The organism is Pseudomonas sp. LTGT-11-2Z, assembly GCF_003691445.1.
Taxonomy (GTDB): domain Bacteria; phylum Pseudomonadota; class Gammaproteobacteria; order Pseudomonadales; family Pseudomonadaceae; genus Aquipseudomonas; species Aquipseudomonas monteilii.
Genome location: NZ_CP033104.1, coordinates 3275832 through 3289476, shown reverse-complemented (window position 1 = coordinate 3289476; position 13645 = coordinate 3275832). Strand labels below are relative to the sequence as shown.

At 62.9% G+C, this 13645-nt stretch carries 10 protein-coding genes and 1 pseudogene; 5 read left to right on the top strand and 6 right to left on the bottom strand.

Features of this window, described 5'->3' with window-relative positions:
- Nucleotides 1-345: 345 nt before the first annotated feature.
- The 5 genes and pseudogenes from D8767_RS15280 to D8767_RS15255 all read right to left on the bottom strand — a co-directional run bounded on the left by D8767_RS15280 (nucleotide 346) and on the right by D8767_RS15255 (nucleotide 6846).
- Nucleotides 346-939: a hypothetical protein gene (locus tag D8767_RS15280; protein WP_016715587.1), complete on the bottom strand. Its 594-nt coding sequence runs from the start codon at nucleotides 937-939 to the stop codon at nucleotides 346-348.
- A 92-nt stretch (nucleotides 940-1031) separates the two neighbouring features.
- The gene (locus D8767_RS15275; protein ID WP_028698806.1) at nucleotides 1032-2165 is read right to left on the bottom strand and encodes an HlyD family secretion protein; all 1134 of its coding nucleotides are present in this window, start codon (nucleotides 2163-2165) and stop codon (nucleotides 1032-1034) included.
- The gene (locus D8767_RS15270) at nucleotides 2162-3811 is read right to left on the bottom strand and encodes an MFS transporter (RefSeq protein ID WP_016715586.1); all 1650 of its coding nucleotides are present in this window, start codon (nucleotides 3809-3811) and stop codon (nucleotides 2162-2164) included. The genes D8767_RS15275 and D8767_RS15270 overlap by 4 nt, the downstream gene beginning before the upstream one ends.
- A gap of 71 nt (nucleotides 3812-3882) precedes the next feature.
- A pseudogene (locus tag D8767_RS29255) lies at nucleotides 3883-4150 on the bottom strand (hypothetical protein); the annotation flags it as partial.
- A gap of 179 nt (nucleotides 4151-4329) precedes the next feature.
- Nucleotides 4330-6846: an excinuclease ABC subunit UvrA gene (locus tag D8767_RS15255; RefSeq protein ID WP_016715585.1), complete on the bottom strand. Its 2517-nt coding sequence runs from the start codon at nucleotides 6844-6846 to the stop codon at nucleotides 4330-4332.
- 160 nt (nucleotides 6847-7006) lie between these two features.
- Between D8767_RS15255 and D8767_RS15250 the strand changes: the two genes are divergently transcribed.
- The 5 genes from D8767_RS15250 (at nucleotide 7007) to D8767_RS15230 (ending at nucleotide 12863) form a co-directional block, all read left to right on the top strand.
- Nucleotides 7007-7819, top strand: coding sequence for an RHS repeat-associated core domain-containing protein (locus D8767_RS15250; protein ID WP_016715584.1), 813 nt, complete (start codon nucleotides 7007-7009; stop codon nucleotides 7817-7819).
- Nucleotides 7820-8001: 182 nt separating this feature from the next.
- On the top strand, nucleotides 8002-9177 hold the full coding sequence (locus tag D8767_RS15245) for a M20 aminoacylase family protein (RefSeq protein WP_016715583.1): 1176 nt from the start codon (nucleotides 8002-8004) through the stop codon (nucleotides 9175-9177).
- An 82-nt stretch (nucleotides 9178-9259) separates the two neighbouring features.
- On the top strand, nucleotides 9260-10570 hold the full coding sequence (locus D8767_RS15240; protein WP_063977184.1) for a citrate-proton symporter: 1311 nt from the start codon (nucleotides 9260-9262) through the stop codon (nucleotides 10568-10570).
- On the top strand, nucleotides 10567-12021 hold the full coding sequence (locus D8767_RS15235; protein WP_063977183.1) for an amidase: 1455 nt from the start codon (nucleotides 10567-10569) through the stop codon (nucleotides 12019-12021). Before D8767_RS15240 ends, D8767_RS15235 begins: the two co-directional genes overlap by 4 nt.
- 68 nt (nucleotides 12022-12089) lie before the next feature.
- On the top strand, nucleotides 12090-12863 hold the full coding sequence (locus D8767_RS15230) for an IclR family transcriptional regulator (protein ID WP_016715580.1): 774 nt from the start codon (nucleotides 12090-12092) through the stop codon (nucleotides 12861-12863).
- Nucleotides 12864-13170: 307 nt separating this feature from the next.
- Here D8767_RS15230 and D8767_RS15225 read toward each other — a convergent pair whose 3' ends face one another.
- Complete coding sequence (locus D8767_RS15225) at nucleotides 13171-13434, bottom strand: PAAR domain-containing protein (protein ID WP_020371286.1); 264 nt, start codon at nucleotides 13432-13434, stop codon at nucleotides 13171-13173.
- Nucleotides 13435-13645 lie beyond the last annotated feature (211 nt).

Below are 13645 nucleotides of genomic sequence, written 5' to 3'. Positions count from 1 at the left end.
GATGAGCGCCTTCTCGGACGCGCACACCGGCCCGACCCGGCAAGGGGCGAGTGGTTACACGGATGCGACCTGGGCAAGACTCAACCGCTGGGCCCTTTGGGAAATGGGCCGTGCGGGGAGGGTTGAGCCTATTTCACATGTGCGTTCATGTGTTCAGGCACGGACTCTGTCATTGCTGCCGGTTGCCACCGTTCAAGGCGACGGGCGAAAAGGAGGCGCGATTCTACGGGCTTGCGCGGTTTTGCCCAAGGGGCATTGGCGTGCGACGAGACGCCGCAGTCTGTGGGCGACATGAATGTGTCTGCGGTAGACAAGCCAGTGCTGCAGGGCAAACCCGGTAATCCACTACCTGTCCCGCAGTTGCCATCCTTGATGGGTCAGCACCATGGCCCGGGTATCTTTGAGCGGCGTATCATGACTGGCCACAGCCTTGCCCAGTTCGGCAATGCTGGCTTTGACCTGTTCATCACCGGCCCATGCCGGTAGCCCGGTAATCGTGTAGGCATAGGTCACATTCGATGTCTTTTGTCCCGTGGCTTCGCTTGGCGCGCTGAACTGTTCGATCGCTGTTACCTGCGCCTTGCCAAAGCACAGGCCGTGGCCCGCCTTGTAATACTTGCGGCCTTCATCGGTAAGCGCGTAGGCATAGTAGATGTCCGTTCGTGCCGGTTGCCACAGCCGGGCAGGCACCTCGGTGCGCGAGATTTCCTTCTCACTGACCACGCCCACCTTAGCCAAGGCATGCAGCGCCTTGTTGGTGCCGTGCAGGTCGAAGTCCTGTGTCTTGGTGGGGAATGAGCTGATGACGAAGCAGTGCGGATACTGGGTGTCGAGGTAGGCCTGGGCGGCTTTCTTGAAACTGGCCTCGGAGGTGTCGTTGCTGTCGGAGCAACCTGCCAGGGTTGCCAGCAGCGCCAGCGGCATGATCTTCCTGTACATGGTGAAACGTCCTTGAATGGCGAAGATAAAACCGATGGCTGAAGATTAGAACCCACGGGTTAGAGCGGCGCAATCGTGGCAAGACGGCATCGCTATGGCTCACCTCGGGTATCGATACTGACGACCACCGACATGCCTGGGCGCAGTTGCCTGGCTTCGTCCTGGCCGGCATCCACAGTAATGCGCACCGGAATCCGCTGGGCGATCTTGACGAAGTTGCCGGTGGCATTGTCCGCCTGCAGCAGGGCGAACTCCGAGCCGGTGGCTGGCGATATCTGCTGCACGTGTCCCTGCAACTTCAGGTGGTTCAGGGCATCCACGGTGAACGTCACCGGCTGGCCGATGCGTACATTGGCCATTTGGGTTTCCTTCATGTTGGCGATGACCCACAAGGTGTCGGGTACCAGCGCCATCAACTGCGCGCCAGAGTTCACATAAGCCCCCAGGCGTGTGCCGATTTGCCCCAGCTGGCCGTCGCGCGGGGCAGTGACGCGGGTATTGTCGAGGTCGATGCGCGCCAGTTCCACGGCCGCCTTGGCATTCTCTACCGATGCTTCCAGCGCTGCCCGGTTGACCACCACCGTTTCACGGTCCTGGCGGGCGATTTCCAGCGCTGCCTTGGCCTGGGCCAGGCTGGCGACCGCTGCCGCTTCGCTGGCACGGGCCAGGTCCAGGTCGCGCCGCGACACCGAGCCGTCGTTGACCAGCGCCTGGTTGCGGCTCAGGTCGGCTTTGGCCTTGATCGCCTGGGCCATCGCATCGCCGATGGCCGCCTGGCGCTGGGCGATGGTGGCTTCGGCACTGTTGCGCTGCTGCAGGTTGTTGGCCAGGGCTGCCTGTTGTTGCTGCAGTTGGGCGATGGCCTGGGCCAGGCGCTGTTTGTAGATGCGGTCGTCCAGTTGCACCAAGAGGTCACCGGCCTTGACGAACTGGAAGTCGTGCACCGGCACGTCGACAATGTAGCCACTCAGTTGTGGGCCGATGATAGTCACCTGGCCGCGTACCAGCGCATTCTCGGTACTTTCGATGGCGCTGCCGAACGGTGGCAGGCGCCAGGCATACAGCACCAGCAGGATGCCGGCCAGGGCCACGCAGGCGAAACTGATTGACGAGAGGATGCGTACCCGCCGCGAACGTACCGGGCTGGTCGGCTCGCTGGGCGGTGTGGCACCTTCCGGGGCTTCGGCGATGGCGGTGGTGGTCGTGGTGCGGGTGTCGTCGGTCATCGGTTGGGCGCGCCGGGGGTGGAGTCGGTGAGGGAGGCCTGGCGTTTTGCGTACCAGAGCCAGGTGCTACGGATGCAGATCCAGGCCATTGTCAGGATAGCGATACTGCCAATCAGCACGAACACGTCGTTGTAGGCCATGATGTTCGCCTCGCGGGTGGCGGCGCTGGCCAGCAGGCGCATGCCGGCTTCGCTACGCAGGGCCGGGTCGGCGATGATGCTGCCGTAACCGCTGCCGCCGCTCTGCACGCGCGCATTGACCAGGGGTTCGAGGTAGCTGAGGCGGTCCATCAGGTGGCTGGAATGGAATTTTTCCCGCCAGATCTGGAAGGTGCCCAGCAGCGCCGCGCCAATCAGGCCGCCGAGGTTGTTGCAGATGCCGAACAGTACCGAAAAGCTCACCAGGTTACGTGGGTTGGCGCGCACATGGCTGATGCCCAAGGCCATCGACGGGCCAAGAAAGAAGGTGCTGCCAAAAGCCAGCAGAAACTGGCTGAAGTACATTTGTGCCGGGCGCGTGAGGTTGCTGGAGCTGCTGTCCATGAAGGCGCCGGCAGCCATGGCCAGCAACGAGACGAACAGCGGAATCACCAAGTGGTTGGGGTTGATGGTGAGGGCGCTGCTGGCCAGGCCTGCCACGGCCCCCAGCAGCATGATCCAGTACAGCGTGCGCATTTGCTCGCTGCCCATGTTCAGCGCCTGCAAAAAGCCGACTGCGCCCGTGGACTGTTCGGACGTGACCATGCGGATCAACACCACGCACAGCGCCAGGCGAATGACTGCACCGCTGCCCAGCCAATGGGTCATCAACAACGGGTTCTGCCGGTTGTGCTCGATGGCCAGGCCGCTGAAGAGAAGGCCGATCGAGGCCGCCAGCGCCACGCCGATCCACGGCGCCTCCAGCCACCAGTCGATGCGCCCCAGCGACAGCACGGCGCAAAGCAGGGCTGTGCCACTGGCGATCAGGGTGAAGGTCAGGAAGTCCAGGGGCTCGAAGGTCTTGAAGCGGTCACCGGGTGGCAACTTGAGCATCAACACGCAACCCAGCGCGGCCAGCGCCAGGCCCAGCTCGAACAGGTACAGGCCACGCCATTCGGCAATTTGCAGCAGGTCTTCGGAAAAGATGCGTGCCAGCGGCAGTGCCAGCTGCGAGGCGCCCAGGCCCAGCACCATTGCCTTGAGCCGCCATTGCGCTGGGAACGCCTGGATCATGTAATACAGCCCCAGCGAGCTGAGCGCGGCGCCGACCATGCCGTGGGCCGCGCGTACAGCGATGGCCGAGTTGAGGTCGTTGACCAGCAGGTGGGCGAAGGTGACCAGGGCGTACAGCACCAGGAACACCTCGGTGAAGGCTCGCAGGCCGAATTGTTGGCGAAACTTCACCAGCAGCAGGTTGATGGACACGTTGGTCATGACGTAGGCGGCAGGCAGCCAGGCCATTTCTGCCGTGGTCGCGCCCAAGGCGCCTTGCAGGAACACCAGGTTGGCGGTGACCAACGCGTTGCCAAGGCCGCCGGTGATTGCGACCAGCAGGCCGACCACGCCATAGGCCAGGCGCTTGGCTGGCGAATGCAGGGGCGTGGAGGGGGACCCCGGCAGGCTGGGTTTTTCGTGGGGAAGCCACTGGCGTGGGGCGTACTTGTCCATGGGCAGACTGTACTTGAGCGGCGGTTGCTGCTGCTAGGTGCATGCCTTGGTTTTTGTGGTGGCATTGAGATCGTGTGCATGAACATCGCACCGGTCAGCAGCCGCAGGCCGTCCACCGGCTCACCGAACACATTCAGCTCCACCCCCTTGTTGAACTCTTCGCCGTCCATGTTGAAGGTGTCCTACTGCGAACGACACATGTTCCCAGGGCTTGATCACCAGGCCATACACCGGGGTAGTGATGGATTCGTCGTAAGGCGTGTTGCGCGCACCGGTGCCGGTCGCCCAGCTGTCGACGCTGATCGATTGCCGCCGCACGCCCACGGTCAGCGGTGCCCGACTGCAACTGCCCTAGCCAACCCTGCAGCCAGCCGTGGTGCTCGGTGTACAGCGTCTGGACCTGCAGGTTGAGGGTAGGGTCGGCGGGCGGCATGGCAGGCGCGAGGTTCCGGGAGAGGAGCGCAATTAAGAATTGATCGCAATCTAAGCCTCTGCCTGGAACCTGGCAATGCGCGCTTTTACAGGGCCTTGGCCAAAAATGCTGCTGTACGGCTTACCGCACACCCAGCCACCACCTGCGGCGTGCCACTGACCACCACCTTGCCCCCGGCATCGCCGGCACCCGGCCCGATATCGATCACCCAGTCGCTTTGCGCTACCACACGCATGTCATGTTCAACCACCACCACGCTGTGCCCGCCGTCGACCAGGCGGTTCAGTTGCACCAGCAACCGGTCGATGTCTTGCGGGTGCAAGCCGTTGGTGGGCTCGTCCAGCACATACAGCGTTGCCCCGCGGGCCGTGCGTTGCAGCTCGGTCGCCAGTTTGATCCGTTGCGCTTCACCACCGGACAGTTCGGTAGCCGGTTGGCCCAGGCGAAGGTAGCCCAGGCCGATGTCCTGCAACACTTGCAGGCAACGCCGCGCCGGTGGCTGTTCGGCAAAGACCTGCAGGGCTTGCTCGACAGTCAACTGCAGCACTTGCGCAATGTTCATGCCTTGCCAGCTCACCGCCAGGGTTTCAGGGTTGTAGCGGTCTCCATGGCAGGTGGGGCAGGGGGCGTAGACACTGGGCATGAACAGCAGCTCAACGCTGACGAAGCCTTCGCCTTCGCAATTGGCGCAGCGGCCCTTGGCAACGTTGAAGGAAAAGCGCCCCGCGTCGAAGCCCTGTGCCTTGGCCTGCTCAGTGGCCGCGAACAGCTTGCGCACGTGGTCGAACAGGCCGGTGTAGGTGGCCAGGTTGGAGCGAGGCGTGCGACCGATCGGCTTCTGGTCGACCTGTACCAGGCGCTTGATGCTATCCAGGCCAGCGCTGACATGCCCACTGCCGGTCTGCTCAGGCGCGTCCTCCAGGCTTGGTTCTTCGGGCTCGCTGCGTTGCTCGGCATGGCCCAGGTGCGCACCGACCAGCTCCAGCAGGGCCTGGCTGACCAGGCTGGACTTGCCCGAGCCGGAAATGCCCGTAACGGCGGTAAAGCAGCCCAGCGGGAATGCGGCGCTGAGGTTGTTGAGGTTGTTACGGGTAATGCCTTCAAGCGTGAGCCAGTTTCGGGCCTGGCGTGGCGCACGTGTGGCCCGGGACTGTGCATTGAACAGATAGGTGCGGGTGCAAGATGGCTCGACCTCGGCCAGGCCTGCGGGCGGCCCGCTGTAGAGTATGGTGCCACCATGCTCGCCGGCAGCCGGCCCTACATCCACCAGCCAGTCGGCGCGGCGCATGGTGTCCAGGTCGTGCTCCACCACATACACCGAGTTGCCCGCGTGCTTCAGGCGTTGCAGGGCTTCCAACAACGCCTCGCTGTCGGCCGGGTGTAAGCCGGCCGAGGGCTCGTCAAGCACGTAGATCACACCGAACAGCTGTGAGTTGAGCTGGGTGGCCAGGCGCAAGCGTTGCAGCTCACCCGAAGACAAGGTGGGGGTGCTGCGCTCCAGGGCCAGGTAACCGAGGCCAAGGTCGAGCAGCGTGTCGATGCGCTCCAGCAATTCCTTGGCGATGCGTTGTGCCGCCAGGCGCTTTTCCAGGGTCAGGTCGTCTTGCGGGTGCGCCAGATAGTCAGCTGCCGACACTTTGCGGAACACCTCGGCCAGCGCCTGCAGCGACAAGTGCGACAGTTCGGCGATATCCATGCCGGCGAAGGTCACGCCCAGCGACTCGCGCTTCAAGCGCTTGCCTTGGCACAGCGGGCAGGGGATGGGGCGCATGTACTGGGCCACGCGTTTACGCATCTGTGCGCTCTGCGAGTGCATGAAGGTATGCAGCACGTAACGCCGGGCACCCATGAACGTGCCTTGATAGCTAGGCTCCTGCTTGCGCTTGAGTGCGGCGCGGGTCTGCGCGGGCGTCAGGCCGGCATACACCGGCGCGGTGGGCGTTTCTTCGGTGAACAGGATCCAGTCGCGTTGCGCCTGGGGCAAGTCGCGCCAAGGGATATCGACGTCATAGCCCAGCGTTACCAGAATGTCGCGCTGGTTCTGGCCCTGCCAGGCCATCGGCCACGCTGCCACCGCGCGTTCGCGAATGGTCAGTGACGGGTCGGGGACCATGGTCGCTTCGGTCACCTCGAAGACCCGGCCCATGCCATGGCACTCCGGGCACGCGCCCTGGGGCGTGTTTGGCGAAAAGTCTTCGGCATATAGCATCGCTTGCCCGGCCGGGTAGTGGCCGGCGCGTGAGTAGAGCATGCGGATCGAGTTGGACAAGGTGGTCACGCTGCCCACCGAGGAACGCGCACTGGGTGTGCCACGTTGCTGCTGCAGGGCCACGGCTGGAGGCAGGCCTTCGATCGCATCTACGTCTGGCACGCCAACCTGGTCGATCAGGCGCCGGGCATAGGGTGCCACTGATTCGAAATAGCGGCGCTGGGCTTCGGCATACAACGTGGAGAAGGCCAGTGACGATTTGCCTGAGCCGGATACGCCGGTAAACACCACCAGCGCATCGCGGGGGATATCGACATCGATGTTCTTCAGGTTGTGCTCGCGGGCACCCCGCACACGGACGAAGCCGTTTGGGGTGATTGGGCGTGGAGGCATGACGCAGTCCTTGGCTGTTTCGGAACAGTGCGCCCAAGGTAACAGCAATTGCAGCCATCGTGTGTGGGTAATGTTTCCGCTCAGCAAATCTGCGAGTTATTGATTAAGGGTGATGGGGTTAGTGTGAAGGGGCAAGTAACACTAACAGGAACTGCAAAACATGCGAACTTCATATTTATTGGCCATTGACCAACAGGCCTCCGTGCACGCCAGTAATAACTTCCCGTTACAGCCCTATACACCCTATGGCTATCAGGGGGGCAAGGGCTGCCCGCTGTTGGCCTTTGCCGGAGAGGCCGGCGCGCTTCTGCCGCAGGGTTATCTACTTGGCAACGGCAAGCGTGCCTATCACACCGGGACAATGCGCTTTCACAGCCCGGACGTATTCAGCCCGTTTGGTCGTGGAGGGCTTAATGCCTATGCCTACTGCATGGGGGACCCGATTAACAAGGTCGACCGTGATGGTCATTCGCCCACACGGGTAGTCGGGCAAGCAACAGGACTTGTTTGGGGAACGGTAGGCATGTTGTCTTCACTGAACAAGGCATCCAAAGCAATCGTCAAACGTTCAATTGCCAAGGCTAACGGAACGCCAATACCCAAGGAGTTCAACAATTCAAGCCGTACCAATAATGCAATGATATTTATGGGCGGCCTGGCGGGTACCATCGTCAAGGCACCCAGTGCGGTGTTCGCTTTTTCAGCGCCCTTTGAGTCAGTGGGGGCTGAACTGGTGACCGGGGCCGGAATAGCCGCAGGCTCTCTCGCCGGAGTGGGCAAGCTGAGGCAACTGTTCAACGATGTAAAATCGACTTATCAGGAAGCCACAGCGAATAGATTGCCACTTGGCAAGTTGGTAATAGAGTCCATCAAGGAAGCCACCGGCTGGAACCAATTACGCGGCCGGGAATCGGCCATTCTCGAACCCTTGCCAGAACAAATATTATTGGTTCGCCTCCCCGCCATGAAGTAGTGCTTGCCGTTGCAAGCAATGGCAGCCCTGATCGGCGCTTTCGGTTCCACGCTGTGAAACCAGATTCGATTGTGCTTCATCGCTCCTCGCGCTTATCTGTTCGCAAGCACGACCTGCCTCAGCCGTCGTGACCTCAAGGCGAACAACAAGAACGGGAAACCACCCGCGCGAGGAGACTCTACATGTCCCGACATCAGCACATCCTGGCCTGGCTTGACGATGTGGTCAGCGAGCTGCACGCGATCCGTCACGATATCCACGCTCACCCGGAACTGGGTTTTGAAGAAAACCGCACGTCGGCACTGGTCGCCCAGTTGCTTGAGGCGTGGGGCTATGAGGTGCACACCGGCATCGGCAAGACTGGCGTGGTCGGCGTGTTACGCAATGGCAGCAGCTCACGCCGTCTGGGCCTGCGCGCCGACATGGACGCGCTGCCCATCCACGAGGCCACGGGCGCGACGTACAGCAGCCAGCACCAGGGTTGCATGCACGCCTGCGGCCATGACGGTCACACCACCATGCTGCTCGGCGCCGCGCGGTACCTGGCGGCGACCCGGCAGTTCGACGGCACGCTGACGCTGATCTTCCAGCCGGCCGAGGAGGGCCAGGGCGGCGCCGAGGCGATGCTGGCCGACGGCCTGCTGGAGCGCTTCCCTTGCGATGCCCTGTTCGGCATGCACAACATGCCGGGCCTGCCAGCCGGGCACCTGGGTTTTCGCGAGGGCCCGATGATGGCCTCGCAAGACTTGCTGACGGTGACAATCGACGGGGTTGGCGGCCATGGTTCGATGCCGCACCTGACCATCGACCCGCTGGTGGCGGCGGCCAGTGTGGTGATGGCACTGCAAACCGTGGTGGCGCGTAATATCGATGCGCAGGAGGCGGCTGTTGTCACGGTGGGTGCGCTGCAGGCCGGTGAAGCGGCCAACGTGATCCCGCAGCAGGCGTTGCTGCGCCTTAGCTTGCGCGCTCTGAACGCCGAGGTGCGGGCAAAGACCCTGGAACGGGTGCGGGCGATCATCGTCAGCCAGGCCGAAAGCTTTGGCTGCAGTGCCAGCATCGAACACCGTCCGGCTTACCCGGTGCTGGTCAACCATGGCGCAGAGAACGCCTTCGCCACGCAGGTCGGGGTGGAACTGCTGGGTGCCGAGGCGGTGGATGCCAACACCCGCAAGCTGATGGGCAGCGAAGACTTCGCCTGGATGCTGCAACGTTGCCCGGGTGCCTACCTGTTCATCGGCAATGGGGTATCGCGGCCGATGGTGCACAACCCGGCCTACGACTTCAACGACGACATCCTGCTGACCGGCGCCGCCTACTGGGGCGCGCTGGCAGAGCGCTGGCTCGCACCCGCCTGACCTTCCCATTTACGACTGCCGCTGGAACCCGGGTGCGACCGCGCCCGGGTGATCACCCAATCATTGTGTGGAGTGTTCCCCTATGCAGATTTCGAGCACTGGCGTGTCGCGTACCCGGCAGGTGGTCGCTGCCGTTATCGGCAATGCCCTGGAGTGGTATGACTTTATCGTGTATGGCTTTCTGGCCAGCATCATTGCCCGGCAGTTTTTTCCGTCCGACGATGAGTACGCCTCGCTGCTGATGGCCCTGGCCACCTTCGGCGTCGGCTTTTTCATGCGCCCGGTGGGGGGTGTGTTGCTGGGCATGTATTCCGATCGCAAGGGCCGCAAGGCGGCCATGCAGATGATCATCCGGCTGATGACCGTATCGATCGCCATGATCGCTTTTGCCCCCGATTACCTGGCCATAGGCATGGCCGCGCCGATGCTGATCGTGGTGGCGCGCATGCTGCAGGGTTTTGCTACCGGTGGCGAATACGCCAGCGCGACAGCGTTTCTGGTAGAAAGCGCGCCGGCCCACCGCAAGGGGCTGTATGGCTCGTGGCAACTGGTGGGGCAATGCCTGGCGGTGTTTTCCGGGGCGGCGATGGTCGCCCTGGTGACGCACCTGTGTTCGCCTGAGGCACTGGACAGCTGGGGGTGGCGCATTCCGTTCGTGCTCGGCCTGCTGATCGGCCCGGTGGGGCTGTGGATTCGCAAGCACATGGAAGAGCCCGAAGAGTTCGTCGAAGCGCGCCGCCAGGCCAAGGGCCAATCGCCCAGCCTGTGGCAGGTGTTGCGTGAGCACCGGCGCAGCCTGCTGGTGTCGATGGGCCTGGCCTGTGGCGCGACGGTGTCGTTCTACGTGGTGCTGGTGAACATGCCGACCTTCGCCCACAAGAACCTCGGGCTGCCGCTGGACCAGGTGCTGCTGGTGCAGATGCTGGCCGTGGGGCTGATGACCGTGGTGATTCCGTTGTCTGGCGCGCTGTCTGACCGGCTGGGGAGGCGCCCGGTGTTGATGGCCTTCACCCTGGCGTTCTTCGTGATGGTCTACCCGCTTTATGTGTGGGTGGCCACCGCGCCGTCCGTGGAGCGCCTGCTGATCATGCAACTGCTGCTGTGCACCGCCATCGGCGGCTTCTTCGGCCCGGCACCCACTGCCTTGGCCGAGCAGTTCCCGGTCGAGGTGCGCTCCACCGGTGTGTCGGTGGCCTATAACGTGGCAGTGATGGTGTTCGGCGGCTTTGCCCCGTTGATCGTGACCTGGCTGAGCAAGGTGCTCGGCACCCCGGTGGCGCCTTCGTTCTATGTGCTGTTCGCCTGCCTGCTGACGCTGCTGGGTACCTACTGCCTGAAAGAAGCACCTCGGTTGGCCAAGCCTGCCGCCTTCAACCTTGGAGTAAAACCGTGAAGCCGCTAGCCATCGACCCCCTCGTAGCCCTCGATGCCGAGGCATTGTCCCAGGCTATCCATGCCCGCCAGGTGTCGTGTCGGGACGTGATGCAGGCCTACCTGCTGCACATCGAACGCTGCAACCCTGTCGTCAATGCGCTGGTCTCACTGCGCCCGGCCGAAGCGCTGCTGGCCGAGGCCGATGAGCGTGACCGTGAACTGGCCCGTGGCCATTCGCGAGGCTGGATGCATGGCATGCCGCAGGCGATCAAGGACCTGGCAGCCACTGCCGGGCTGCGCACCACCCTTGGCTCCCCCTTGTTTGCCGAGCAGGTACCCGAGCAGGACGCGATCAGTGTTGCGCGGGTGCGGGCGAGCGGGGCGCTGATCGTGGGCAAGAGTAACGTGCCCGAGTTCGGCCTCGGCTCGCAAACCTACAACACCCTGTTCGGTACCACCACCAATGCCTACGACCCGCAGCGTGTGGCCGGTGGCAGCAGTGGCGGGGCGGCAGCGGCGCTGGCCATGCGCCTGCTGCCGGTCGCCGACGGTAGCGACATGATGGGCTCGCTGCGCAACCCGGCGGCGTTCAACAATGTGTTCGGCCTGCGCCCCTCACAGGGCCGAGTGCCCCATGGGCCTGCGCCCGAACTGTTCGTGCAGCAGCTGGCCACCGAGGGGCCCATGGGCCGCAGCGTGGTTGACGTGGCGCGGTTGCTGTCGATACAGGCTGGCGTCGACGCACGGGTACCCCTGTCGCTGAGCGAAGGTCGGCGGGATTTTACCGCCGGTTTGCAGCGTGATTTCCGGGGCGTGCGGGTCGGCTGGCTGGGTGATTACAACGGCTACCTGCCAATGGATGACGGGGTGATGAGCCTGTGCGAGTCGGCGCTGGCCGATTTTGCCGAACTGGGCTGCCGGGTGGAGGCTTGCCAGCCGGCATTCGACCTCGCGCGGTTGTGGCAATGCTGGCTGACCCATCGCCACTTCCTGGTGCACGGCAACCTCGGCGCGGCCTATGCCGACCCGGACAAGCGCGCACGGCTCAAGCCTGAGGCGCAGTGGGAAGTGGAAGGGGGCTTGCAACTGAGTGCGGCAGCGCTGTACCAGGCTTCGCTGGACCGCAGCGACTGGTACCGTGCGCTGGCCCATCTGTTCGAACGTTACGATTTCCTGCTGTTGCCATCGGCCCAGGTGTTCCCTTTCGATGCACGCCAGCCATGGCCGACGGTGGTTGGGGGGCGGGCGATGGACACGTACCACCGCTGGATGGAGGTGGTCATCGGGCCGACCCTGGCCGGCTTGCCGAGCATCAGCGTACCGGTCGGGTTCAGTGCGGCCGGGTTGCCCATGGGCCTGCAAATCATAGGCCCGGCCCAGGCTGACCATGCCGTGTTGCAGTTGGCGTATGCCCATGAACAGCTCACCCGGTGGGTGGAGCGTTGCCCACCCCAGTGCCTGCAGGTTTGATGAAAGCAGCGGGCAGGCGCGGATCTTGCTGGCTATGCTGACCATCCCGCAACAAGGAGGTCAAACCCATGGGCATCACGGCAGACAGTGGCGGCGTGCGTTCCGTGGAACGGGCGTTGGCCATTGTCGACCTGTTGGGCGAACACCAGGCACTGGGCCTGGAGGAACTGCATTACCTGACGGCGCTGCCCAAGGCCACGGTATCGCGCATGCTTGCCACCTTGCAGGAGCAAGGCTGGGTGTACCGTGGCCTGAGCGACCGGCGCTACCGGCTGTGCGCGCGGCGCCTGTTCGGCGACCGCCAGTTGCGTTTCAAGCGACGCCTGGTGGAAAGTGCTGCGCCCTTGCTGCTGGAGCTGAGCGAACGCACCGGGCTGGTAGCAGACCTGTCGTGCTTCGACGGCGAACGGCTGGAGGTGATGGAAAGCGCCATCCCCCAAGTGTTGCGCAAGCGCTATCCGCACACCTGCCAGATTGTTGGGCACCATGCCAGCCTGTTCCATTCGGCGATGGGGCGGGCCTGCCTGGGTGAGCTGGCGGAGGACGAAGTGCAGCGCCTGGCGGCCCACGAGCGGCTGGGTGATGACACAGTGCTGCGCAATATCGAGGAAGACGCACACAAGGGCTTTGGCCAGCGGACCGAAGGTCACTGGGAGTATCCGGTGCGGTTGCCGTTCCTGATTCGCGCCATCGCCTTGCCGGTGCATGCCGAAGGGCGCCTGGCCGGGAGCATTGCCTTGCACTGGCCACTGGACCAGGCGCCGGTCGAGCGGGTGTTGAACCTGCACCTTGGCAGCCTGGAGAGCACCGTAGGTGAAGTACAGCGGGCCATGATGGCCTGAGTTTTTTTGAGCCGGCCTTTTCGTGGGTAAACCCGCTTTTGTTCTTGTTGTGTCTGGTTTCGAGCAAGTGAGCCGATGGGTCATAGCGATAGCGCAAATCGCCGCTGTTCAGGTCTTTGATGTGGTGTAACTGGCTAGCTTCGTTGTAGCGATAACTGCGCGCCGCGATGCGTTTGGACTTCCCTTGGCGGGCTAGCGTCATCAGCCCACGTATACCAACGTAGAGGAGCTCGAAAGTTGGGAGCGGCGGCAACAGACATACTGCTTGGATGTCTGTTGTTCGCCTACTTCACTTGGCCAAGTTGGCTCAGCGATGGACGCTGCCATGTGATGCGCTGGCGATAAGGGTGGCGCCGCACGCGGTTTTCATGCCGTCAAGGGCGACGGGGATGCCGTTGACGCGGTAGGTGTCGCTGCCTTCGATTATTGGGAACTCGCCCTTGCATAGCGGGCAGAAGACCATGTTGCCTTTGCCGACCATTGGTTTGCCGTTGAGGTTTGTATGCGGGATACCTTCAATTACGTACCCTCCATGATCTGTCCTATCGCCAAGGCGAACGATGTGGCTCATAAAATATCGCCTTTAGGAAGTTTGTATTTTTAAGAGTCCGGCTTCAGTACCGCTCTCAGAAATATTAGGGGATAAAAGTAAGTAGCTCATGCCTCCTGCGAATAGGCCTCTGTGGTCTGGGAACAGCGCGTCTAGGTCGTATTCATCGATTTGCATAAAAAAAACCAATCCGTTGCTCTCGTCATCTTGTATCCAGCATGGTATTCCCCCT